Source organism: Legionella sp. PATHC035 (genome assembly GCF_026191115.1).
Classification (GTDB): domain Bacteria; phylum Pseudomonadota; class Gammaproteobacteria; order Legionellales; family Legionellaceae; genus Legionella.
In genome coordinates this window covers 1,940,771-1,966,513 of record NZ_JAPHOT010000001.1, presented here as the reverse complement: position 1 = coordinate 1,966,513, position 25,743 = coordinate 1,940,771, and the positions used below count along the sequence as shown (strand labels likewise).

The window sequence follows — 25,743 nt, the reverse complement described above, 5'->3', positions numbered from 1 at the left end:
CCATCTTATTAATCAATTGTTAAGATAAAATGTCTATAGCCATGATCGTTCAAAATGCTTGCATTTCTGAATTAAGAGGAACTTAGACAATAGGTAATTTGAGGCATATTCGCGCTAACTAGAGCACTTTCCTTCGTAATAATTTGTTAATAAATTTATGCTATAGTTTATACAAGATGAAATTTAATTAGACGAAAAGTCATGCCATTAACTAAAGCACAAGCAAAGAAACTTCATGATGCTACCAAGGATCTTGATTTTGTTGAAACTAGCAGAACATGGGATGATGCAATCACCAGGAAGCCAGAATGGGTGCAATCTATTCAAGGAGAGTCGCCACATGATGGATTACAAACAAAATTAAGAGACTTGCGACTGGAAAGTCTTAATCGTAAGACGAAAGTGGTTGATTTTGAGAATGAAAAGGTTCGTGTTTACCCTCGTTCAGATAAAAATATCGAGAGTGATGTTGATGATATCTTTGCTCGCGGTCTAGATTCAGCTCGGGCAGTGACAGAAATTTTAAAATATGATAAGCCTTCTATTGAGGCAATGCTCGGGGCTCGAGATCCTGCTTTGCAAGATTTGACTGAGTTACTCAATAAATTCCAGAGCAATATGAAGGTTCATCGTGATAATGAAGATCAAGCAGAAGGAATGGAAAACGCGCGAAAAGAGTTGGCTCGTTTTAATGGCGCTCTAGTAGATCTGTTAGTTAAACGTAATGTTGTAGGAAAGAAAAAGGAAGCGATTGAGGCCATTAACTTTGTTCGTGATTTTCTCTGGAAAAAAGATATTTCTATGCCAATATGCGTCATCGATAAGAAAGGTATGGCACAAGAGGATGAGGTACAAGTGTTACGCTATGCCAAGCCAATGGAATTTGGTGCGGCAGAATTCAAACGCACTGATTCTGAGACCGAGGAAGCGATTAACTTTTGGGATGGTACGCAACCTTGGAAACAAAAACTAACAACAGCAGTTGGCGGTGGGAAATGGTTCGAGCAATTTCTGACTGAGAATTTGCAGCAATTGAAGAAACAATCTTCTACACCCATGTCTCGTTATACACCAAACCCTGCTAATGCTTTTGATTGCACTGATATCATTATTGATAAGGATGGTAATGTGAGCCATCTCAGTTCTCATGAACGTGTAGCTGTAACCGAGCCTTTAGGTGTTGGTGATACCAAGAGTCGTCAAGAGGTTACGGATTGGAACCATTTGCAATTAGTCACTAAAGCGCGGTTAGAATCAGGATTAAATAGTTTCATGGAAAAATGGGGGACAATTATAGGTGATGATCCTATTCCATACACTATTTTGCACCAAACGCTAATTGGTGATGAAGTTACTTTTTCCCCTGATCAATCCAAAGCAAAAGCCTCAAAAATGCAAGCATCGGTTATTGATTCTAAAACAGAGGCAAATGCTGCAGTCCGCAGGATGCTAGAAAACAGTACTATTTTAAGGAACAAGGAGACTGGTGAGATCAAATTCATATCGAATAAGTTTGCAGAGTATGACGAAATTTCTGATGATTGGCAAAAAGTTAATATTGATTTATTAGAAACCAACAATGGTATCAATATGTGGAGTGCACGCACCCGCGTCAGAAATAATGACTATAACGATGCCCGTCAGCTTATTGGCAATGCCGTTAATATGTTTGCTAAAGTCCGGGAGAAATATCCTGGCGCGAATAATGACTTAACTCATGTCATAGATTTTTTAAATTCTCGCGATCATTCGTTGGTTACCCCCTTTAAATTTCGTGGCGAAAAAGTTAAAAATGCTCTTAAGGGGCTCACAAACGAGTTAAGAGACGATAATGGGTCATTTAAGGGGTTGCCAAAAGATGTCAGGGAAAATATCGCCTTAAGTGCACAGGCTGCAGTCGAATTAAAGTGCACGGTTCATGAAACCTGGTTAGGTTCAGCCCGTCGTAATATTGCCAATTTCACTCGCGACTATGTACGTCAAGTTCCTATTTTAGGCCATGTGATCGATTGGGTTGTACGCGGTACTATGACAGTAGCTGCAGTGGGATTAAAGGCTGTTGCTGGTCTCATTACGCTGCCCTTTAGTCTGCCACAGTGGATTAAACATCGGGATGATCGACGGGAAATGTATAAGAGTACTTATGAAGGCATTTTGGCTGAAAGCTTAGGAAGCTTAAGAGGTGGCTGCATGAGTTCGGCCGATAGAGCATTGGAGCAAGCTGAGCAACGTGTAATGATGAAAAAGCAATTTGCACAAGAAGGAAAAATCATCAGTTATAACGATTCTCCAACGGAAAAAGCTCGAGTTTATAGTGAGTATGGAAGTACTCGGACTAAACATGCCTCTGCGGAAAATGCGACAGGAACGCCTGGAACCAGTGATGACGAGGTGCGCGGCACATTCCTTAACGCTCGCTCCGGTGTTCTTTCTCATGTTGCAGAAACGCCAGAAGAACAGCGATTGGCAAAAGATTTGTCCAGTTTACGTAAGGGCGCATATGGTAAAGTTACTTTTGCAGAATATATAAGTAACCCAGCTGTTGGCGTGAAAGCAACTAAAGTTGCGAAAGTGGAAGCGCCTCCTCTGAGAAGAACTAGTAGTGTTGTCGTAGATAAAAAGGTATCATCCGAGGCTGATAAAAATGGTGTTGCTCAACCACCTAGCTCTCGAGAAGAATCGTTTAGTAATAGTCTATAATTACCTATTGAATCAAATAAGATTAGTAATTGTAGCCTGAGTGCTGCGCAGCGAAATCGGGGTTATGGCTTTCGCCTTCACCCAGGCTAGGATTAAATATAAATCCGGGCGAAGACGGAGCAGTAATTCGGGACCTTCAATCATTTATTTTTCTAGTAAAAAATTCCCTTTATCCCCTCTACAAAGCGCTTTAATTTTTTCTATTATTTCCGCGGATAATTGCGTTAACGGTAACGTACTCAATGCCGCGCTTTGATACAAGCGCTTAATTTCAGGGTTTTCTATAGCCTGCAAATGCAGGGCCAGGGTTTGCACATCGCCTCTTGCCAGGGGGCCGGTGAGTGATTCGGCAATGTGTGGGGTTTGCAATAAGTTATTTAAATTCCCTTGCATTAAGTTGATCATCATCTGCCGGCTTTGCTGGGGATTAATTCCTGCGTGCAGAAATAATTCCTCACTACAGGCTGCTAAGGTAATTAAATAATTGGCGGCCATGCATGCTGCCGCATGATAGGCAACTTTGGCGTCAGGTTCGATGGCGATAAGATTCGCGCCCAACGGCGTAAACGCGTGTATTAACCAGTCACAGACTTCGGCATCGCCTTCGAGCACACAATCCACATGCTGAAACGCCGCCGCATCAAGGTAATTGCTTTTAAATGCTTTAAGAGGATGAAAACTGGCGACCAAACACCCCTGTTGCTTTAAGGGCTGCAGTAAAGCAGAATTTTGAACCCCGCTGCAATGAATAACCATAGACTGCGGTTTTAAAACAGGATGTTGCACCAGAGTGTCGACAACATGGCTCATGGCATCATCATTACAGCAGATCCAGGTTATCTCCGCTGCAGGTAAATGCTCTATGTTAGCAATTGCTTGTCCGCAACCAAGCTCTTGGCAGACTTTTTGCGCGCTGTCTAAACTGCGATTACAAATCGAAAATGAGCTAATGAGTTGAGCCTCAAATAAAGCCAAGGCTAAATTTTTACCTAATCGACCTGCGCCTATGATATTGCATTTCATATTCTTTCTTGCCTAATAACACTTTTCTACCTACGCAATGCCTATAAAGGGCGGTGCATAGAATTTCTCAAAAAATTTTTATGATGAGCAATAATCTGCTTTTTCTTGCTCTGGAATGCTGCGAACTGAATTTTCGGTATTAATAATGCAATTTTTGCAAAAAAGCATCACCATCAGTTGAATTATTGGTTATAATACTCTCAATTTGTCATATTGAGAAATGAATTATGCCTTACTGGGTACAGGGAACTGCACAGCAAATTTTTCATGCATTTGGACAGGATACGCTCATCGCAGAACAAAAAAATGACACAAAAACCATTTTGCGGGATGTTCCTGCCGTTCATTTTTTGGGTAGCTTACAGCAAGCAATAAGACATTTTAAAATCTGGACTACCCAGGCTCTGGGAAAATTTTATTTACAAGGAGATATGACGGCAGGTAATTTAGCATTTTTATTTGGGCCTGATCCGCTAAAAAAGGTAGGGGAATCTTCGGAGGTCTCTCATGCGAATTTAGTACGTCAGAACTTTGCCTACATTAACGATGCTGGAGAGACTTGTGGGCTTTTGGTAATGTATCGCAAGGATGACCCCAAGCAATGGGTAATGGCCCTGGAAAAAAATAGCCACGCAGCTCCAAAAGATAGAGCAATTTTCTATTTATCAAGTTTTGATTTAACCCCGTCGATTAAAGTCCCTCATTCTGGATTGACCATTTCTTTAGTGCCCTCTCTAGAACCCCTATTACTGCAAATTGGTTCAGCTTTGCCAAATTTTTTATTACAAAATGCACTTAATGGGGATAACACGATTAATTTACGTTTTCAACGCATTGCGCTGTTGATGCGAAAATTACAAGTAGAGCAAGAAACCGTAGCACTGCGCGGTGGACCCATACCCTTTTCAGAGCTTAATTTACCCGCACTATTTGCAGATAATCCAGCCCTGGACAAGATTCTGCACTATAAAATACAAGACGAGCTTTCTTTGTCTGCTGACGTACTTAAAGATCTGTTGTCGGAATCCAGTCCATTATGCAAGGAAATTCAGGCTCTTCAATTAAAGGAAATTCAGGCGCATCAACTAACTGATAATGAGCGCATTAATAAGAGCCTAATAAAAACCCTTATCGTTTTTTATGAAAAAGGACTGCTTGAAGAAAACCGGAAATTACTCGCTAATTTTGATCTGATAGAAAAATTCAGCGCATTCATGTGGAATGAAACGCAAATTAAGTTACTCCCTTTCTTACTCGAACAAAACTATACGGATGAAGAAATTCGTCGTATTTTAGCAAAGGAAGAGTATTACCAGGCTTTAAACAAACTCATTGATCTGGAGCCAGCTCTGGCTATAGAGGCCAAAGAATTTTTTGATTATCCGACAAAACTTGAGGAATTAACGCTTATTCATTCTTTCCGTGATGAAGACTGTAAGATGCTTTGTTTGATTTTTTGGGTCAAAGGCGCTTTATCTAAGGATGGATATCAGCGAATCGCTAATGAAGCGCAGGACTGTCCTCTAATGGCCTCGAGTTTAGTGGCTTTAGATCAAACAAAAACGATTGATATTGAGCGACTCGAGCAACGTGCTTCAAATCCTCACCTTTATTTACAGGATTCGATTAGGCATCATTTTAATGACGAGCTAAAAGAATGTGCTGATCTTGAATCGAAATTATATAAGTTAACTTCTCAAGAATTACACGCTGCAAACATGGCATTGCTGCAATTAAAAAAATCAGGTGATAGTACTCCTCAAGAATATCAGTTGGTATTAGAAAAAGATGCTCGAGGTCAGGCTTTACGCCTGTTTTTGCCGCAGTTGGTGAATATCAAGGATGAAGCGCATAAGAAGACATTGATCACAGTTCTTTATAGCGGTGTGATTCATGGAGTCCAAACGCAAGGGAATCAAATACTGCAACTGGCCGACCCCCAGCAAAGGGCTTTAGCGGAAGATTTACGCGAGCGATTTATGTGCGTTACGTTAATGCAGAAATTAAAGATGCTCAAAGTGATGGTTGAGTTCGCAGCACAAGAGGATGAAGAAGCCAAGCGTTTTCGACAAGTACTTTTGCGCGTGGAAGCGCAATGCAAAGTAATTTCTGAGCGTTTGGCAGGCTCTGACACGTATCAACAAATGCGTAAAGACTGGGAAAAAGCACAAGAAGCGTATCGAAGAAAGTTATATACCTTGGCTTACGAGGCGCTTATGGATCCCGAGATTGAGGTGCGTGAGCGATTAAGGGGTGCTGAAAAAGAGATTCTTGATATCGTTGATCCCCAAATGGAGCCGGGGAATTATAAAATGATAATTGATGCGTTAATTGTTCTTGCTAACCTTGTGATTACGGTCTTGACCGCTTTTAGTGCTAACGCAGTTAAATATAAAATGACTGGAAACCTCTGGTTTTTCAATCAAACGACCTCAGGAGAGGAAATACGCGCACTGGATAAGGAAGTTCTAAAGCTTGTAGAACCAGAAAAAACAGACGAAAATAGTATTTGGTCAATCATATCAAGTGTTCCAATGTGTTAAATCCAATGTAGCCCTTAAACGCTACAACCCTTAGCCCAGGAACTCATCTCCCTCCTGGGCTTACCCAATGAAAAAAAAGAGAAATTCTCTTTTACACACCTTTCTGACATAAAGAGTGCTGACAGGGTTGGTGTTTGCTTTTTACTGTTTAGTTTCCTTGTTATCTGCTTGAAAATTATTCTTGAACTTATTGATTATTTCTGCCTAATATGAACTATTCTAAAAGGACGACTGTGATTTAATGGATTAAAATATGGGAATTCCAAAAAAGGCACTGAGGCATAGTCAACTCACGTATTCAGAAAAAACAGCGATATCCGATAGCTCTCATCAAACCTTTAAGGTTACCTTTGAAGAAGATGGAGTGGTCAAAAAAGCGTTTTTTAAAAAATTAGAACCTAAAAATCACTATCCTGAATTATTAGCTAAAATAAGCGTCGCAACCTCATCATTAAAAAGATCATTTCAAGGAAAAAGATCCGCGGAAGAGCGGTTGGTATTCGAGGAGTACGACCTTGAATTAATGCCCGATCGCCATGAGACGATTAAAGACAACACCCTTTATATTAAATTTGAGAAAGACGCATTCCAATATTTAGTTAAGACTCCTGAAGGCCTAATAAAAAAAGATACAATAGCCGTAAAGGACATCCCCAATTATAATCCCGAACAGCCGTTAAGCGAACAGCTGCGCGCGATAAAGAGCACTATTTTAGAAATCACCTCAAAGAGAGGCCACACTCAAGACAAATTGATCGGTACGCTTTCTATTGGTATTGAGGATTTTAAACCGTTTCACTTTGCCAGCCAGGGCATTCCTGTTAATAGTACGTTGAAGGAACAAGTTGCCCCCAGTGTTAAAACCCTGATTGAACATAACATCATGGAACTTTTACTGGGACGATGGTTTCTTGATGATGATGATTCTCATCCCCATAACCTCAGTTTAGCTGGTGATATCGATTTCGATATGTTTTTCTATTGGTTCACCATTTACATGAAAGTACCACGAGCGGTGATTGGCGTTCCGAAAACGCACGTCACTTTAACGGTGCGTGATTATGAGGCTTTTCCTAATGTTCAGGAATCCATGCCTTATCATTGGCCGCCCTACCAACATCCAGGACAAGTTACCATTCCGGTAATTGTCCCAGGGGTCCAGGAACAAGCGCTTAAAAAGCTACCTAAAGCGTATGCAGACCCTACCGAATTCGCCCGTTTGGCTCAGAACTCCCTTGCCCAAGAACAGAAATTGGCTGCAGCGCTAAAAGCCTTATTGACCTTTCAACCGGAGTTACAACGCAAACGCTTAACAGAGCTTTTTGGTGATTTACCTTTAAATTACACCTCCTTAGATGAAACGGATCCCAGCTTACGAGCAAAATATGAAGAGTTATTTCCTCAATTTTGTAATGCAGATACGGACAAAAAGTCATTTGTTGATTTTATGATGGCTTTGTATCAGGAGCATTACGATAACTTATACCGAGTGGTCGTCTTTTATATGGGATGCTTGGATAATGGTTATGGGCTACCGCTGCCTCCTACTTATTTGGCGCTTTATCAAAAACCTTCGTTTTACCGCAACGTTGCGGAGTGGATCAAAAAAGAAAATGAGACAACCTATGCAAAGGAAGAGCAGTTTAAATTTGATCCTGACGAGTTACAAAAACGCTATCATCAGGTTTGGCGCGATGCATTTGCTCCAACAATCAAAGAGCTGATCCACAGTGCATACCGACTAACCAACTCCTTACTTAAAGAAACGACAAATCCTCCGCATGTACAAATTTCCAAACTGGATAGCAAAAAAGCTACAGATGATACGATAACCAGTGCCTGGGAGTTATTTGGAAACCTCCCTCAACTCGATGCTGAAACAATCGCGGCAAAAATTAGTGTTGATAGAGACAGTAAATTACGCGATGCCGTATTATCTATGGTTGCTTTTGTTAATGAGTTCCGAACAGTTATCGAAACCTATTATGAAAAAGAACGTAAGGATCTCACAGAAGAGGATAACCTTGAGTTTTCAGATAAGCTGGGCTTACTGTATAAAACACATAATTTAAAAATTTGCCAAGCCTTGGCAAATACTACAACCCATGCCGCTGGATTTAATAATATCGCTGAGAGTCTTAAATTGATCGCTGAACAGGTCAATTTCCAGTTGCATTTAACAAAGACAGACGAACTCATGGAAAAAGCATTACTTGCGGTGAAGAGAGAGATTTTGCCTTTTACGCATGAAGATGTGAAAAATCAATATTATGATTCGTTGTTTCTTTGGGCTAAATCCATCAAGCCTGAAGATTTAGAGCGTTATATAACCGATATTGTTGATAAAAAATATGCCCCTTACATCGAAACCTTTTCTTTTCGCAAAAGAACAGAATCCGTCAAAAGGTATTTAAAGACCAGTTCTGCTGAGAGTGGGGATCAACGTTTGGCGTATATTTTAAGTTCAGGTACAAAACAAGATGGGGAATTGAATACCTTGCTTATCAATGGTCTCACTCCGTTTATGCTTGAAAAATACCCCATACCAAGTATTGATCAAGCAATAAGAGATAAAAGTTTTGAAAAAGGGATTGTCGATTTTACCCGTGATGTCGTGTATTTTGCCAAGAAAGACAAACGCTTTACTCATCCTTACAGTGATCGCGGAATCTCGATGTTGTTTAAAGGCATGTATGAATGGGTAGATACTCTAACCGAACGATCATTTAAAAGCTTAATCGAATCATCATTAAAAAAATATGAAGGGTCATCATGGGGAAGCATTTGGGGGGCATCCAGAAGACCCGAAGTAGAGGGTTATTTACAGGGAAATTCTCATTCAAAAGCGCTCGCCTTAATTTTTATGAACGGGCAAGATTCCTCAGCACTAAACGACTGTTTGTTTACCAAAATCATCGAGACGATTAAAAAAGAAACAACTAAGTTTCCAGAGCTATTACAAGATCCAAAATATCAAATAATCGCACAATTTGCTTTGGATGAGCATAAAAAATTTTATCTGGGTGATGTGAAAAATCATTATGAAACAATTACTGCGACCCAGCGCCAACTGCAACTCACGGAAGGTTGTTCTTATTAAGCGTGTTGTACTTCTAATGTTCGCAACTAAGTTTGTGAGCATTAGCAGTATAGGTTATGATCCTTTTTTCTAAAACGTTGCAAGAGCTTTATATGTCCTTTGATTTACTAAAAACATTGCCTCAATATCTGATTCCTCAACATGGGCTCACGACTTTAGCTGGATGCTTGGCGGACGTGAAACATCACAAGGTAAAGAATTACATCATTCAACGCTTTATCAATAAATACCAAGTTAATATGAGTGAAGCTTTAATCGAAGATCCTACTGCGTACGCTTGTTTTAATGATTTTTTTATTCGTTATTTAAAAGCAGAAAGCAGGCCATTGGCCCAAGCGGACATTATTTCGCCGGTAGATGGCTGTGTTAGTGAAATAGGATCTATAGAGCAAGGTCAACTCATACAGGCAAAAGGGCATTATTATTCAGTAGAAGATCTTTTAATGTGTCCTAAAGATCTGGCGGCGCAATTTATTAATGGACGTTTCGCTACCTTGTATTTATCACCTAAAGATTATCATCGTGTCCACATGCCTATTGATGCCGAGCTCATTTCCATGAGTTATATGCCTGGTGCTTTATTTTCAGTCCAACCCTCGACGGTTCGAGTTGTACCCCGATTATTTGCTCGTAATGAACGATTGGCTGTCTTTTTTTCTACTAAAATAGGCCCCATGGTGATGGTGATGGTCGGAGCGACTATAGTTGGGGCGATAGGAACCAGTTGGCATGGGGAAATCAAACGCAGCAAAAACCGTGTTGATTTTGAATACCAACACGAAAAGCGCAAGCAAATGGCTAAAGGGGCGGAAATGGGGTATTTTAAATTAGGTTCCACAGTGGTTTTGCTGTTTGCAAATGGTAATCAAATGAATTGGAATAAAGAATTAAAAGCAGGAAGTGTCATACGCTTTGGTCAGGCGTTAGGGGAAATTATCTAACATCTATGGAAAAATTCTGAGTATAATCGTACCCTGGGTTAGCGCTACGAACCCAGGGTACAGGCTATATCAATTCCGCTTAATTTAACACAAATGCAGTGCCCAAGTTTTTATGGACCGCATTTTGATAAACAACAGAGGCGACACTTACGTCCTGAATCGAAAGCCCTACTGATTTGAAAACCGTGATTTGGTTTTTGTAATTCGGTTGTTTAAGCATTAACCAATTACCAATCTCAATAATATCCTCTTGCTTTATCTGATTTTGTTGGACTGCACTGATAATTTCGCCTGCCTCCGCCATCACCGCACTTAATTGATCGACGATCACGACGCTGTGTTTGAGCACATTATCACTGATTTCTCTCATCTTGGGGGTGTGGGAGCCGATGGCATTAATATGTACATGAGGTTGTAGGTCCTGCAAGTGAATTAAGGGTTCAGTACTGGCAGTGGCAGTGCAGATAATGTCCGCGTCTTTAACCGCAGAGGATAGATGATCATAGACATTAATCGTGTATTGGTTTGCAAATTTTGTTGCGAATTGTTCTGCACTTTTAATATTTCTTGACCAGACTGAGACCTGTTTTATATCACGTACCGTTGCTACAGCCTGAAGCTGGGTCTCTGCTTGCACTCCTGATCCAATGATTGCTGCATGACTTGCGTGCTCTGCCGCAAAATATTGGGTTGCTAATCCAGAAACTGCTCCGGTTCTCAATGCAGTGAGGTACCCTGCATCCATTAATGCCTGAGGCTCACCAGTACTGGCATCAAGCAACATAATAAAACCGGTAATTGAGGGTTTATTGCGTGCGCTATTTTTGGGAAAAATGGAGGCCACTTTCAAACCTAAAGCTTTATCTTGGGCCAAATAAGCTGGCATGGTTAAAGTCAGCGCCTCTTCTTCTTCAATCGTCATCCCTGTTCTTAATGGCAATTTAACCTGTTGTTTTGCGAGTTGAATAAACGCATTTTCCATTGCCATAATTGCTTGACTCATGGTGATACTTTGTTTTACTTCTTCCAGGGATAACAAGCGAAGACTCATAAATTTAACCTCCAAATTCTTTAGTTAAAGCAGATAATAAAGTGGGGTATTTGAAATCATATTGATACTCTGACAAACGTTGTGGGGCCACGGTTTGTCCTGACAATAATAATTCTTCACCCATTTGTCCGAATAAAAGCGTTACAACCCAGGCAGGCATTCGCAAAAAAGCAGGTTTTTCGAGCACCTGGGCGAATGTTTTGGTAAATGTTTTTTGTGATACACACTCTGGGGCAACTAAATTCACTGGGCCGGTAATTTCTGGATGAGCGATTAAAAACATAATAGCCTCAACCAGATCAGTACTGTCAATCCATGCTAAAGGTTGCTCACCAGAACCCAGTACAGCGCCCAGACCATATTTTGCAGGTAATTCCAATTTTTTTAACATCCCAGCGCCACGCTTTAAAACCACACCAAAACGCATTAGGGTTACCGGCATCCCCAATTCAAAACCCCTTTTGGCGGTTTGTTCCCACTGGGTAACGAGCTGAGTCGAAAAACTGGTTTCAGGCGAATCAATAGGGGGGGTCGTTTCCGTAAACGTAAGATTGTTTGCTGCTTGTTTTTTCTGTAATCCATAAATGCCTACTGCGCTTGCATTATATAAATGAGGCTTTTTTGCTTCGGCTTTAATTCCCCATAGCACTAATTGGCTGGTTGTCTCAATGCGGCTTGAGAGCAATCTTTCTTTTGTTTTGTCAGTCCAACGATCATCCGCAATATTTTCACCAGCTAAATTAATAATTACATCGAATTCATTCGGATTTAACAGATCAAGTTCATCCCAGGAAATTGCGTGTACCGTGTTTGCAAAGGTTTGTTTAATTTTTTCTTCATCTCGCCCAATGACATACACATTATGCCCTGATTGAATCAACTCAGGTACTAAAATTTGACCAACTAATCCTGTTCCACCTCCGATAATAATTTTCATGCACAACCTCCTTTTTACGTTGGTCTATAATAACTGAAGCAAATTAACTTACCAACACACATCATAGCCGAAATGTAGTTTGGTTGCTTGCACTCAGGTAACCCTCTTTGTATTTAAGCCAAGTTAGGCCTTGGCCCAAGCTTTCTTCACTTCATAAGTGGTTCATTTAAAAATTTTTATGCGGAATCATGCTTAAGATAAGGTGTTGCGCAGCCAGGGTGACTGGAAGTTCCCGTGATTGGGATCGAATAGAAATGGATTTATAATCGATTTAATGGTACCGAGAAGAGGACTCGAACCTCCACGGAGTTGCCCCCACTAGCACCTGAAGCTAGCGTGTCTACCAATTCCACCACCTCGGCATTGTGGCGCTAAGTTACTCATATTTTGTGGATCTGTCAATGGCTTTTTCAGATTAATCTTGCACAAAATGTTTCAACTAGCTGGAATAGGGAACTCCTGCTTTTAAGATACGCTCTCTTACGCCTTGCCACGCGCCTATTGCCGGAGGAAGCTCGATCGCAATGACTTGGGCATCGGATGTGTCTGCTTTTCTTAATTGATAATAGAGATCAAATGCTACTTGCTCAGGATGTTCTTGCAATCGATGAAAATGCTCTGTAAGGATTCCTAGGGGCTTTTTGCTGGCAATAACGTAGATTTTATCTGGATTTTTTTGGCAAAAATGAGTCAGTGCTTCATTGTCGTTAAAATAATATAACAACTTTTGCGGTTGGTAATGACTGTCTAATTTTCCAGGAACTCGCAGCGTATTTTCATGGTCCAGTGAGGGTATTGTAATGACTTCGGCGATGGTTTTTTCATCAATAAGTCCATGACGTAAAATTTGATAGTTCGCTGCATGAGTTGCATCGATAATGGTGGATTCAATACCTACAGTGCAACGACCTCCATCCAATATGGTTAATTCTTGATTGGGGAATGATTCACTCACATGCTGTGCCGTTGTGGGGCTGACTTTCCCAAAAGGGTTTGCGGAGGGAGCAACCAGCGGGATCCCTAATTTGATTAATAGTTCCTGGGCTATAGGGTGGGCTGGGCATCTGATGGCTACTGTAGCCTGACCTCCCGTAATCAATGGAGTAATTTGCTCTGCTTTGCGACGTAAAACAAGAGTTAAAGGACCTGGCCAGAATTTTTTAATGAGTTGTTGGGCATAGACTGGTATGTCTTTGACCCATTGATTGAGATCCCAATCGTGGGCAACGTGAACGATTAAAGGATGGTTTAATGGTCTGTTCTTCATTGCAAAAACAGCTCTAATGGCTTGCTCGTTATTAATGGGAGCGGCTAATCCATAGACCGTTTCTGTAGGTATGGCAACAGGTTTTCCTGCAAGCAAATCGCGAATAGCATCATCGATGTGGGTTGTAATTATAGGCATATACAGACCATAAATTAAAAAGCCTATTATTTTTACACAAATTGAAAGAGAAATCAGCTGTTTTGCCTTTTCAATTTCTCCCACATACAATAGATTCTATTGGCCTAAAATATCAATGATTAGGAATAGTGCTTGTGCTACTTCATCTAATAGAAAGAACTGTGGATGGTTATTTTGCGCTCCGTCCCCGCGAGAAACCGTCATTGGAGATGGTTAAATCCACACGTTTGATTGCACACAGGGGAGCACACAATCACGCACAGGGTCTCATTGAAAATACGCTAGCGGCATTTGATTTGGCGAAAGAATTGGGGTGCTGGGGGATTGAGCTTGATGTACACGCCACTGCGGATAAAGTACTCGTGGTGAATCATGATCCTACTTTAAAGCGTCTATGGGGACATGATCGAGCAATCGCTCGGCTGAGCTTTAATGAATTACGAACACTCAGCCCAGAAGTGCCTACACTCAATGAAGTTGTTGCCCGATATGGACAGAGCATGCATTTACTGATCGAATTAAAAGCACCGTTTCAAGATGAAGACGCTTTAGTTCGTGCATTGAATGGATTATCTGCTGGAGAACATTATCACTTGCTCACTTTAAATTCGGCAGTTTTTAGCTCCTTATCGCAATTTCCAAAAAATGCACTGTTATTGGTAGCAGGGCATAATAATGTGCGTCAATTTTGCAATATCAGTTTACGCGAGCATTATGGGGGCGTTTTAGGCCATTATCTTTTAATGAATAATCAGGTTGTTAAAAGACTCAAAGCCGCCAAACAAATTGTTGGTGTGGGCATGATCGATTCCAAGTTCAGCATGTATCGGGAATTAAATCGAGGAATCAATTGGCTTTTCACCAATCGAGCGAGTGCAATGAATTTTTATTTGCGCCATCTTTAGGAGGATGTTTGCATCCACCTCATCTCCGGGGGGGGGGGCAGCAAGCGCTTCATCAGACATTGTGTTTCGCGGGGCGAACCCGAGTAGCGCGAGGGATGACCTCGCAGCGATAAAATTCTGCATCTCAATAAATTATTGACCGGTTGATTTAGATATGTTCTGATAGAAATTAAGACAGCTTGGGTGTCGATATTTTGACTTGTCATGATGAAAAATTATGCTCAAGTCATTTTTTTTATTGTAAAAAAGGATGTAGGTTATGCGTTGGGCGGATAGATTATGGTCGGCAACCAGTTGGGCATTTGATACTACAGTTCATGCAGTAGCAGATACAATGAGTGTATGTGGCACTTTGGCATGTACTCTGGGGGGAGCAGCGTATGCTGTCTCTAATATGCTTAATTTAGAAGAAGTCAGTGCGTCCTATTATGGTGCAGTGAATGCTACGGGTAATTTTACTTTAGGAGTCAACCTTACAAACATAAATTATAGTCTTAGTGAATCATTTCCTTTGACGTACAGTAATAATATAAATAATGGTACCGCTTATAATGTAACCGATTACATCAGTTCAGGCGTGGTGCAAACTGCCAGTACTATTTGCATGGCATCAGGGATTGCCTTAAAAACTTTAGGCGCAACGATTAATCAGTGGCAGGAAAATAGGGAAGAACAGCGTTATTATGCGCGCAATCATGGATTGCAAATTGCCAAGCCGCAGTGGAAAGAGTATGGTTATGTCAGTGCAGAAGCTTTTGCTGGTGCACTATCTATGGCGATGCTCAGTACTACGGTTGCCACCACGGCACTTGATTTTTCAAGCAGAACGGTTCCTAAGATCACCTATCCTCCCTCGGGCGAACGCTATGTGGCTGGTGCCTATTATAATGGTCCAACCATATCAATGCCTTTTAATATCAACATCGATTTGGGAACCAGTAGTTTCAACATTCCACTGTATTTTGAGACGATGAATGTTTTGCTAAACAAAACGGTTGAGGTGGCTGCAAAGGCTACCTATGGCGGTGGTTTTTTCTTTAAACCAAACCATAATACCCCCAACCCTCCTTTGGCGGTTACAGAGGCAGTTTCTTCAATCACCGGGGCGGGCGCTTATCTGGCAGGCAATTTTTTTGCCAGTAAAGCCAAACATCTTCATGCTGAGCGAATACAAAAAGCAGAAGCAAGTGTTTATACATTAGTTAATAATTAAGGTTAGCCCGAAGTGCGAGACCTTTTGTCATCGAGCCCAGCGAGGGATCCCCTGCGTCGTGGAGATCGCCTCACTGCATCAGGATGAAGGAACTAGCGTTCAACAATCGCTGCAACGCCCATTCCTCCCGCAGTGCACACACTGATAAGGATACGTCCTTGTCCTTGATTGGCCAGGATTTTGGCGGCCGCACCCACCAAACGTCCACCCGTAGCAGCAAAGGGATGGCCAAGGGCAAGACTCCCTCCTTTTACGTTCATTTTTTGTGTGTCGATACTTCCTAGAGGCTTCTTGAGATGTAACAATTTTTGACAATATTCAGCAGATTCCCACGCTTTTAACGTACATAATACTTGACCAGCAAAGGCTTCATGAATTTCATAATAATCGAAATCTTGCAAACTCAGTCGATTTCTTGCCAATAAACGAGCGACAGCAATCGTTGGTGCCATCAATAACCCTGCTCCATGCACAAAATCTATTGCCGCCACTTCGCAGTCCACAAAATAAGCGAGAGGTTCTAGTTGATGACTTTTGGCCCACTCAGGAGAGCCTAATAATACAACAGAGGCACCGTCAGTGAGTGGTGTTGAGTTTCCTGCAGTTAAACTGCCTTGATCTGATTGATCAAAAGCAGGTTTTAAGGAAGCCAATTTTTCCAAAGAAGGATCCTTACGGGTAATGGTATCTCGCTTTAGAGAAGCAAAGGGTGCTATTAGATCGTCATAAAACCCTTCATTGTAGGCTTGCGTCGCATTTTGATGTGAGCGAAAAGCCAATTCATCTTGAGCCTGACGGGTAATTTGCCATTCTTTAACCATTAATTCACAATGATCGCCCATAGACAAGCCAGTGCGTGGTTCGCGGACTTCCGGTAATAAAGGTTTTAACATGCCCAAGCGAAATTCTTTGAGCAGTCTAAGTTTTTCCTTCAACCCCTTAGCCTGTTGAAATTTAATTAAAAAATGAGTTAGTTTTCTTTGGCCAATTAGGGGAATATCGGAATTGGTGTCTGACCCGCCTGCTATTCCTGCAGCGATTTGGCCATTAGCAATTTTTAACGCAATTAAATTGACTGCTTCTAAACCCGTACCACAAGCACGTTGTATGGTTAATCCGGGAGTTTCTGGAGACAAGTCACTACCTAAAACAGTTTCGCGTGCCAGATTCCAGTCAAAAGGATGATTCATAATTGCTCCTGCAATAAAATCACCCAATAATTCACCTTGAATTTTAGTTTTACTAATAAGATCAGCTAATGCTGCTCCTAACATATCCTGATTGGATTTTCCTAAATAGTTCGTTTGTGATTTGACAAAGGGAATGCGGGAACTATTGAGAATAGCCACTTTATCTTTGAAGCTCATGGGTAATTCCTTTTCGCTGCTCATGATTTTTAAGAATAGACTAAAATGATGCCTCCGCGCTACATAATTCAATACGGGTTATCGTTTGTTTATTTCAAGGAAGGCTTTTTATCCTATTGATTAGCCAGACTGGTTTTACGCGAAGGAAAAAACTACACTATAATATCAGTTCAGAGCTAATAACAAGGAGGTTTCGCATGTATACCTTGTATTCATTTGGAACACCCAATGGGATTAAACCGACGATTATGCTGCATGAGTTGTCCCAATCCTATGTGATTAAAACCATTGATATTTCTAAAGGGGAACAGTTTAATCCGGAGTTTTTAAAAATTTCCCCGAATAATAAAATTCCGGTTTTATATGACTCGCAAACCGATTTTTATTTGTTTGAGAGCGTGGCTATATTGCAATATCTTGCAGAAAAACATCATCAATTTTTACCCGATTCACTGCACAATAAGTACGCTGTTATCGAATGGTGCCTTTTTCAAGCAGCTCATATAGGTCCCATGTTTGGTCAATTGGGGCATTTTCATCGTATGGATGAAAAAATTCCGTATGCACTCAAACGTTATGCGGATGAAAGTGAGCGTTTGTTAGGGGTTATGGAAAAACAACTGACTCAATTTTCTTATATTGCTGGCAAGGAATACACCATTGCTGATATGGCCATTTGGCCCTGGATTTACTGTTTTCAAGTTTTTTATCAACAGACTATTGATGTGCAGCGTTTTGCTCATTTACTTAAATGGTATCAACGGATCAGTGAGCGTACCGCGGTGAAAGCGGCCCTAGCGGCATATGATTTGACTTTGGAAGGGAGAAAAAAATAGGTCAGTGAGAACCCTCACCCCGGCCCCTCTCCCACTGAGGAGAGGGGATTGTTCTTGGTCATTTTATTATTAGTTAAACACCTGTGTTGGTTGCATTGCCATATCTAACCCCTTGCCAGTTTCTTGTTTCTCTGCATAAAACCCATTCTTAACCAATAACTGACTCACAGGTATTGTTGGGGTTAGTTGATCAGTAGGCGGAGTGCCCTGATTTGAAGGAGGAGTACTTAGTGTTTTAAGCGTGTCTATATGTTTTTCTTGTATCACAAGAAGTTCTTGATAACGGGCATTCGATTTTTCAAGCTCTTGTTGCACCAGCACCAGTTTCCTCTCGGCATCGCAGATGCGTGTCACTATGGTATCAAAGCTCGTTTCTTTATTAGTTAGAAATAAATCGAGTCTTTCCTGGAAAGCCTGGCGTTGTTCTTCCTTGCCGATGGCGGCCGCCGTTAATTCTGATATGGTAGCATGCAACGTGTCGATCATTATTTGCGCTTTATCAAGATCCGCTCCGAGTGCTTCTCTCACCTTATGCACTTCCAGAACTTTTTGCTTTAACTCCTCTTGACTGGCCTTGTATCCTTCAGTGATGCGGTCTAATTTTTCCTGATTTTTTTGCATTAAGTCGGTTTGTTGTTCCACTCCCTTCTTAAGGGCTCCAGAAACTTCTACTAATCCGCTTTGAGTTTCGCCTAATGCCTCATTAATTTTAACGGTGGCCATGACTTGTTTGTCAATCAAATCAATGCGCTTGCTTAGCGCCTCAATATTTTCTGTGAGCCGTACATTTTCATTGGCAAATTTTTGAATCTCTACTGCTAATTGTTGACGGATAATATCCAGGGCATTAATGGTTAATTGCAGGAGGTCGGCTAAGCCTAATATACCTTGTTGCAAACTTTCAATAGCACTGGTACTGCATTTATGATGATCGTCAAGGATGATCCCCCCTGCTGTATAGGTAACCGCAGTGACCCCACAAAGCGCCAAAAGAAAACCAATGTGTGCGACGATGCCCATAATTAGGGTGGGGACCGTTAATGCGACTCCACCAATAATTTTTTGCCAAAGCGGTAACTCACCCCAGTATTCCGCAGCTCGCGAGAACATACTCGGATTTTTTTCCATGCTTTTGATGGTATCTTGTAGACTTTTTTTGATTTGCTCAAATATTTCTTTGGTAATCGTAATTTTTACAAGTTTGTCTTGATCGGTATCGTGAAGATTTTTTAACTTGTCTTTTATTTCTTTAGATGCTGTTTCTTCTATTGCAAGTATTGTTGATTCTTTATGGTGCTCAGGCTCTTGAACGGTATCAAGCTCCCTTTCTTCTGCATCAAGCTCCCTTTCTTCTACTGTATCCAGATCAATAAGTTGCCGAGTTTCTTCTTCGTTGGTAGCCATGTGAATTCCTTTCTGTTGAATAATCTTCCTGTAACTACTATTTTTAACCAGAATATCTTAAAAAAACAAGAAAAATTTATTCCCTAGAGTTAATGATCAGCTGACGCCGCAATTAAGTGATGATCATCTCAATAAAAAAATTGATGTATCTTTAATAAAAGTTGGGCTTGGGAGCCCAACTTAATAAAGAACATGTTACATTATCTGAGCTCTATATTCAGAACTTTCTTCGGAAGAGGCAGCACACTCAGCAATTTTGGCAGCAGCAGTTGCGCCGGTACGGGTAAGAAGATACAGCAATGCTATAGGAGCTATAACAGCGGTTGCTATGGATGCAGCAACAGCAATAGCAGTACAAGCAGCCGCAATAATTCCATATTTTGCAGCAGTCGTGAGGTTATCTTTTGCAGTTTCTATGGCCTCTTCTTTGCCTGCACGCAGACTATGTAATCCAAAACCTGCAGCAATAACCAATTTTGCAAGTGCAATAAGTGCAGTGACTGCGGCAGCAAGGGCTGCAACTCCAGCAACAACAGCAAATACTACAGGCGCTGTAATTGGTGCTGTAACTGTAGTCGCGACTTCTGATTTAGTACTCAGTCCAAGTTGCTCTACTAATGCTTTTTTCTTTCCAAACGGAGTAAAAAATCCAGGTACAGTTTTTTGTACAAATCCATAACCATGTTGTAGCTGCTCTTTAACTTTATTTATTGCACTTTGCTTTTCTTCCGAATTTCCTAACAATAAATCCAATACGTCCTTTTCACCGCCAAGGGATACTCGTTTACGGTAAGTATGGGTGTGGTAAACTGAATGCGGTTCTTGACGCAATTCTTTTTCCTCTTCCTCATAATAGGGCTCCTGGTAATCGCGCTGTTCTGATTTTCTTGAACTACTTTTTGGTTCTCTAGCAAATTTAGATTCCATAAATAAACCCCTTGAGTTTGATTAAAATCGGGTCATGCTATTTAAAAAAAGAATACAAGTCAAGTTGAGTTTATTTGGTTTTTTGATTATTTTACTCACACTTAACTCAAAAGATGATTTTTATGACCTATCGTATTGGCCAACGCTGGATAAGCAACACCGAAACCCAACTTGGTTTGGGTATTATTATTGATTTGAATGGTCGGCAGGTGCGCGTGAGCTTCCCCGCTGCAGACGAAGAGCGTATTTATTCCACCGACAGTGCTCCCTTAAGTCGTATTATTTATAAAGTGGGAGAAGAAGTCACTACCGCAAACCAACAGAAAATACAGATTACTCAGGTGGAAGAGCGTCAAGGATTGTTATTTTATACGGGAGAAGATGAGGCGGGCAATGAACTGCAAATTAGCGAGCTTTCCTTAGATTGTTTTATCAAATTAAACACTCCAGAACAAAGATTATTTAGTGGTTTGTTGGATAAGTTAAGCACCTTTAAATTAAGAATAGATACCCTGCATCATCTCAGTAGATTGCAACAATCTCCTGTTAGGGGGTTATTGGGGTCACGAACCAGTCATCTAAAACACCAGGTTTATATTGCCAATGAGGTGGCACAACGCTATGCACCGCGGGTGTTGTTGGCTGATGAAGTCGGGTTGGGTAAAACTATAGAAGCCGGTATGATTCTTCATTATCAATTAGGTACGGGTCGCGCCAGCCGAGTATTGATAGTGGTTCCCCAAACGTTGATTCATCAATGGCTTGTCGAAATGATTCGCCGATTTAATTTATATTTTTCGATCATTGATGCGGAGCGTTATGAACTTTTATATGAGCTAGATGAAGAAGAAGGAATGCATATTGGTACAACCCAAGAGAATCTTTTTGAAAACGAACAATTGGTTTTGTGCAGCCTGGATTTTCTGATGGAAAATGAACAAGCACGCCAGCAAGCGCTGAGCAGCCAATGGGATTTGCTTGTTGTTGATGAGGCACATCATTTACATTGGTCAGAGGAAGAAAAAAGTCCTGAGTATGAATGCATTGAGGCATTGGCACAACAAAGTAAAGGCTTATTGCTGTTGACTGCAACACCAGAACAAGCGGGAATTGCCAGTCATTTTGCCCGCTTGAGATTGCTTGATCCATCACGATTTTATGATTTTTCTACCTTCAAAAAGGAAGAGGAAGGATATCAGCACATCAACATGCTGGTGCAGCAGTTGATGACTTATGGGGAACAGGCGACGGATGTTTTGCCAGTGCCGCTTAAGTCGCAATTGGAAAGTTATTTGGGGGATATAACCGGTTTGAGAGTAAGTCAGCTCATAAAAGATTTGTTGGATCGGCATGGGACAGGACGAGTCCTATTTCGCAATACGCGGGCTGCGATTCAAGGATTTCCTGACCGTCAAGTGCAGGCCTATCCTTTGGAATGTCCTCCGATTTATTCCACAATGGATGAACAAAAAGGTCAACGTAAGCTTTATCCTGAACAACTTTTAGATAAGGGAATATGGCTGGAAAATGACCCACGAGTGAAGTGGCTTACGAATAAAATTAATGAATTACATCCCCACAAAGTTCTTGTTATTTGTGCTAAGGCCAATACAGCAATTGCTTTAGACCAGTATTTAAAATTAAAAGCAGGTCTTCGCAGCACTTCGTTCCATGAGGGATTATCAATTATTGAACGGGATCGTGCTGCAGCTTATTTTGCTGAACTGGAAAACGGGGCTCAGACGCTGATTTGTTCTGAAATAGGCAGTGAGGGCCGAAACTTTCAATTTGCGCATCACCTCGTATTGTTTGATTTACCTTTAAATCCAGATTTATTAGAGCAACGCATTGGACGGCTCGATCGAATTGGCCAGCGACATACCATTGAAATCCATGTCCCTTATCTCATAAATACGGTGCAAGAGAAATTATTTCGTTGGTATCAAGAGGGAATTAACTTATTTACCAAGAGCTGCTCGGTGGGTTTTACCCTTTATGAAGAATTTGAAGATCGGCTATTGGCAATTCTCAATACAGTAGACACGCCATCACACGAATTGGAGCAGTTGATTGCGGAAACGAAAACTCGTGCCGAGCAAATGAATCAAGCACTTCACGAAGGCCGCGATCGGTTGTTGGAACTAAATTCCTGTAATACCGCCCAAGCAGAGGCATTGATTGCTGCTATTGAGGCAGAAGAAAATTGTTTGGAGCTCGAAAATTATATGGCTCAAGTATTTCAGGAATACGGTATTGATCATGAGTACCATTCTGAAAATACGGAAATAGTACGTCCTACAGATCATATGAAAACAAGTCATTTTCCAGGATTAAAAGAAGATGGCGTTACGGTCACCTATTCTCGTTCTAAAGCGCTTGTGCGAGAAGATGTTGAGTTTCTGAGCTGGGAGCATCCCATGGTCAGCGAATGTATGGAAATGACTTTGGATTCCGAGTTGGGAAATGCCACTTTAGCTACGATTTCCATAAAAAGTATTCAACCTGGGACTTTGTTTTTGGAATCCTTTTTTACAGCAAATTGTGCTGCACCTAAAAAATTGCAATTGGATCGCTTTCTGCCTCTTACCCCTATTCGGGTGCTGATGGATGTGTCTGGAAAGAATCTGTCGAAAATATTGGATTATAAACAATTAAATCAACTGTGTGAGCCGGTAAAACGTCATTTAGGCTATCCAATTATTCAGCAAATCCAAACGGATCTTGAAAGCATCTTGGCACAAAGTAAAAAAGTTGCTGAAGCCCAACTTCAGGAGCTCATAGAACAGGCAACGGTACAGATGAAACAAAGTGTCACTCACGAAATCAATCGGCTTGAAGCATTAAAACGTCTCAACCCTTCGATACGTGAGGATGAAATTGCTTATTATAAAAAGCAGCTTCTCGAAAGTGAGGGATACATACACAGTACCGCTTTAAAGTTGCAAGCACTGCGTGTTGTGATTAATAAAGCCTGAAAAACCTTCAAACAGACAGCCTCAACTATTTGAAAGGATCCGGTTCAGTTATTATCCGGATCCTTTAGTGCACCTATGCCGATTGCATGTGTAACCCTTCGTAAGCTTGCTGCAATGCAGATAATTTATTGCGACTATCCGTATGAAAAAAACCAAAATGTTCTGCTATGAATTTAGGGAGGGGATCTCGGTGTTTATCAATGAAGGCCCTGTTTTCATGAGTGTTTAATGCATCCTGAATTTTTTGGATGAACATAGTCGACTGTTCTGTTCGCACGTGTTGGGGAAGCATCAAAAACTCAAGGGTTGTGTGATATAAAGAGAGCACTAACGTGTAGGTTTTATGGGCTTTATCTACCCGTTCGTCGTCTGTTGATTTCTCGTGTAACATCGCCATGGATTTAATTTTCAAGATCCTTAAGGAAGAACTGATTTTTAGATATTGGGCTCGGTTCAAATCGGAGGGCTGCTCTTTTTGAATCGTAGCAATCTGCCGTCTTATGCGCTGATCCAGATCATTTAAAACCTTTTCTTTTGGGTTGATGTCTAATGATTTATCTTGAGCGATGGTTTCTTTTAATAATGACTTCGCTGGAGCAAGGACTTTGATAGGCGTGTCGGCAATTTTATTTTTAGCGTCGAAAGATGGATTGTTCGGTTGAGCAATGGCTTGTGGTAGGGCATACATTTTTTCAAAAAACTGAGCGACGGCAAGCATCTCATAAACCGCTGTCTTAGTTGCTGATTCTGATGGTTCAGAGTGCCGATTTTTATACTCTTTAACTTGGGTGCCACGCTTCAATAGCATGTGTTCTACTGACTCGAGAACCATGATGATTTCTTTGGGAAATAATCCTTGATTTGCAAGGCGCATGGTATTTTTGTTGGCCTTCGAGATCGCGACCAACGATTCTTTGACGTGCTTCAGGTCGGCTTCAACAACCCTACATAAATTGTCGAGCACAGTAAAAATTTCAGTAAAATGCTGTGGATCATTAATATAAATTGCTCCCAATTGTTCTATGCTGTGCAATAAGTGAGAGCAAAATGCTTGTAAGGAAATAATGGCGTGAATTAAGTGGGCAAAGTGTGCCATGATGACCGTTCGCTCCAGCAACTCGTGCTCCTCATTAACCACCACAAATTCAGGATTTTTTTCAGGCCCCACTCTTTTGGTGTTAATAAAATTCGGTGAGTCACTAAATACCCGCACGATGGCCTTTAATTCTTTGTCTAAGCGTGCCTTATCTTTTGATGTTTTGCTGCTCTGCTGCTGAATGGTTTGTGCCCAATCGGTGAACGCAAAAAGATCAGCGGCTGATATGACTTTCTTTTCTTTCAAAATGGAACATGGCCTTAGGGATTTTAGATAATATGCAGCCAAACCGATGATCCACTCTTTAAATACTGATTCCGGTAAATTGATTTCATGAAATTTACTAAGTACCGCCCCCCATACTTCGGATTTAATATACTCTCTACGGACCATATTATTTTCCAGCTCATCAAGGGCTACTGTATCTGCTAAATCCTTCTCTTTCTCGGGCACCACCATTTTTACTAAGAGTCGCAACAATCGATTACTGTCATCAAGACAGGTTTCTCTGAGCTCATTGACTAATTCACGTAATGAGAGTGATTCTTTATGTTTGTCCAAGTGTTGTTTGGCATCCAATAAGTAGGTATATACTGGTTGCAAACGTTTAAAATGCTGGCTATTTTCCCTACCTTCTCTAGATGCATAATCATCAATAAAGTCAGTCAGGGCGCTAAGATATGCAGAATCAAAATCATACCCTTCGAAGCTTAAGCATCTGTTTTGTAAGATATTGAGTAAATAAGAAAGAACTCCTGCGGTAGTATCATTATGATTATCACGACTTAAATAATACTCTTTTAATTTTAAGATCGCATGGAGAATAGATTGCCTGTATGACGATAACTCAGGGGGGACTTGTGGGAGTTTTCTGCCTATTTCCTTAATATCATCCTCGGTATAGTGCAGGGAATCTACTGATTTGATGTCATTTTCAAGGGTAAATTTGAAAATGGGAGGGAAGCCTTGAATGACGCCATAACCAGGGACTTCAATTTTTTCCAAGAAATGTTTATGGCGTCGATTGATGTCTTCAATTTCATCTCTATGTTTTTTTTCTTCATAGTGCTCCCATTTTTTATGAGCAATTGCAATGACTGCTCCTGTACCTACGATCCCAAGGGCTACTAAACCTGCGATGGCTTCAGGTTGTGAAAGGCTAAGAGCGCTGATACTGCTTAATCCATTTAATGCACTGGTTAGGGGCATAATTTTATCCTCACTAAAAATGTTAAGGCGCGCTGTCTTTAAATCAGGTCAATAGCAAAAAGCGAACTACAAAAATTAAAAGGTCGCTTTGTATCCCCATGCAATTTGCAC

At 41.0% G+C, this 25,743-nt stretch carries 16 protein-coding genes and 1 tRNA gene; 8 read left to right on the top strand and 9 right to left on the bottom strand.

Annotation, left to right across the window (positions count from 1 at the left end):
• Positions 1 to 201 precede the first annotated feature (201 nt).
• The gene (locus tag OQJ13_RS08665; protein ID WP_265710471.1) at positions 202 to 2,700 is read left to right on the top strand and encodes a hypothetical protein; all 2,499 of its coding nucleotides are present in this window, start codon (positions 202 to 204) and stop codon (positions 2,698 to 2,700) included.
• A gap of 144 nt (positions 2,701 to 2,844) precedes the next feature.
• Here OQJ13_RS08665 and OQJ13_RS08660 read toward each other — a convergent pair whose 3' ends face one another.
• Positions 2,845 to 3,723 (bottom strand): Rossmann-like and DUF2520 domain-containing protein, encoded by an 879-nt coding sequence (locus OQJ13_RS08660; protein WP_265710470.1) that lies wholly within the window; start codon positions 3,721 to 3,723, stop codon positions 2,845 to 2,847.
• A gap of 227 nt (positions 3,724 to 3,950) precedes the next feature.
• On the opposite strand from OQJ13_RS08660, the gene OQJ13_RS08655 reads away from it, so the two are divergent.
• The 3 genes from OQJ13_RS08655 (at position 3,951) to asd (ending at position 10,307) form a co-directional block, all read left to right on the top strand.
• On the top strand, positions 3,951 to 6,266 hold the full coding sequence (locus tag OQJ13_RS08655; RefSeq protein WP_265710469.1) for a hypothetical protein: 2,316 nt from the start codon (positions 3,951 to 3,953) through the stop codon (positions 6,264 to 6,266).
• A 253-nt stretch (positions 6,267 to 6,519) separates the two neighbouring features.
• Entirely contained in the window at positions 6,520 to 9,366 is a 2,847-nt protein-coding gene (locus OQJ13_RS08650) for a hypothetical protein (RefSeq protein WP_265710468.1), read from the top strand.
• 92 nt (positions 9,367 to 9,458) lie between these two features.
• Entirely contained in the window at positions 9,459 to 10,307 is an 849-nt protein-coding gene (gene asd, locus OQJ13_RS08645) for an archaetidylserine decarboxylase (RefSeq protein ID WP_265711911.1), read from the top strand.
• Between the two features lie 79 nt (positions 10,308 to 10,386).
• On the opposite strand, the gene OQJ13_RS08640 is transcribed toward asd, so the two are convergent.
• From OQJ13_RS08640 to OQJ13_RS08625, 4 genes are all read right to left on the bottom strand, one after another.
• Positions 10,387 to 11,358, bottom strand: coding sequence for an ornithine cyclodeaminase family protein (locus OQJ13_RS08640; protein ID WP_265710467.1), 972 nt, complete (start codon positions 11,356 to 11,358; stop codon positions 10,387 to 10,389).
• A 4-nt stretch (positions 11,359 to 11,362) separates the two neighbouring features.
• Positions 11,363 to 12,295: a TIGR01777 family oxidoreductase gene (locus OQJ13_RS08635; protein WP_265710466.1), complete on the bottom strand. Its 933-nt coding sequence runs from the start codon at positions 12,293 to 12,295 to the stop codon at positions 11,363 to 11,365.
• 275 nt (positions 12,296 to 12,570) lie between these two features.
• Positions 12,571 to 12,657: transfer RNA gene (locus OQJ13_RS08630), tRNA-Leu, on the bottom strand.
• Between the two features lie 77 nt (positions 12,658 to 12,734).
• Positions 12,735 to 13,700 carry an L-threonylcarbamoyladenylate synthase gene (locus OQJ13_RS08625; protein WP_265710465.1) on the bottom strand — a complete coding sequence of 322 codons (966 nt, stop codon included), beginning with the start codon at positions 13,698 to 13,700 and terminating at the stop codon, positions 12,735 to 12,737.
• 134 nt (positions 13,701 to 13,834) lie between these two features.
• On the opposite strand from OQJ13_RS08625, the gene OQJ13_RS08620 reads away from it, so the two are divergent.
• Together OQJ13_RS08620 and OQJ13_RS08615 are read left to right on the top strand one after the other, a co-directional pair.
• Positions 13,835 to 14,605: a glycerophosphodiester phosphodiesterase gene (locus OQJ13_RS08620; RefSeq protein ID WP_265710464.1), complete on the top strand. Its 771-nt coding sequence runs from the start codon at positions 13,835 to 13,837 to the stop codon at positions 14,603 to 14,605.
• Between the two features lie 259 nt (positions 14,606 to 14,864).
• Complete coding sequence (locus OQJ13_RS08615) at positions 14,865 to 15,818, top strand: hypothetical protein (RefSeq protein ID WP_265710463.1); 954 nt, start codon at positions 14,865 to 14,867, stop codon at positions 15,816 to 15,818.
• Between the two features lie 92 nt (positions 15,819 to 15,910).
• Here the strand turns inward: OQJ13_RS08615 and OQJ13_RS08610 are convergent, their stop codons facing one another.
• Complete coding sequence (locus OQJ13_RS08610) at positions 15,911 to 17,185, bottom strand: acetyl-CoA C-acetyltransferase (RefSeq protein WP_265710462.1); 1,275 nt, start codon at positions 17,183 to 17,185, stop codon at positions 15,911 to 15,913.
• Between the two features lie 197 nt (positions 17,186 to 17,382).
• On the opposite strand from OQJ13_RS08610, the gene OQJ13_RS08605 reads away from it, so the two are divergent.
• On the top strand, positions 17,383 to 18,021 hold the full coding sequence (locus OQJ13_RS08605) for a glutathione S-transferase family protein (protein ID WP_265710461.1): 639 nt from the start codon (positions 17,383 to 17,385) through the stop codon (positions 18,019 to 18,021).
• A gap of 69 nt (positions 18,022 to 18,090) precedes the next feature.
• Here OQJ13_RS08605 and OQJ13_RS08600 read toward each other — a convergent pair whose 3' ends face one another.
• Both OQJ13_RS08600 and OQJ13_RS08595 read right to left on the bottom strand, forming a co-directional pair.
• Positions 18,091 to 19,425, bottom strand: coding sequence for a LegC2/C7 family Dot/Icm T4SS effector (locus OQJ13_RS08600; protein ID WP_265710460.1), 1,335 nt, complete (start codon positions 19,423 to 19,425; stop codon positions 18,091 to 18,093).
• 195 nt (positions 19,426 to 19,620) lie between these two features.
• Positions 19,621 to 20,352, bottom strand: a complete 732-nt coding sequence (locus OQJ13_RS08595; protein WP_265710459.1) for a hypothetical protein — start codon at positions 20,350 to 20,352, stop codon at positions 19,621 to 19,623.
• 122 nt (positions 20,353 to 20,474) lie between these two features.
• Between OQJ13_RS08595 and rapA the strand changes: the two genes are divergently transcribed.
• On the top strand, positions 20,475 to 23,327 hold the full coding sequence (gene rapA, locus OQJ13_RS08590; RefSeq protein WP_265710458.1) for an RNA polymerase-associated protein RapA: 2,853 nt from the start codon (positions 20,475 to 20,477) through the stop codon (positions 23,325 to 23,327).
• Positions 23,328 to 23,400: 73 nt separating this feature from the next.
• Here the strand turns inward: rapA and OQJ13_RS08585 are convergent, their stop codons facing one another.
• Entirely contained in the window at positions 23,401 to 25,632 is a 2,232-nt protein-coding gene (locus OQJ13_RS08585; RefSeq protein WP_265710457.1) for a hypothetical protein, read from the bottom strand.
• Between the last annotated feature and the right edge of the window lie 111 nt (positions 25,633 to 25,743).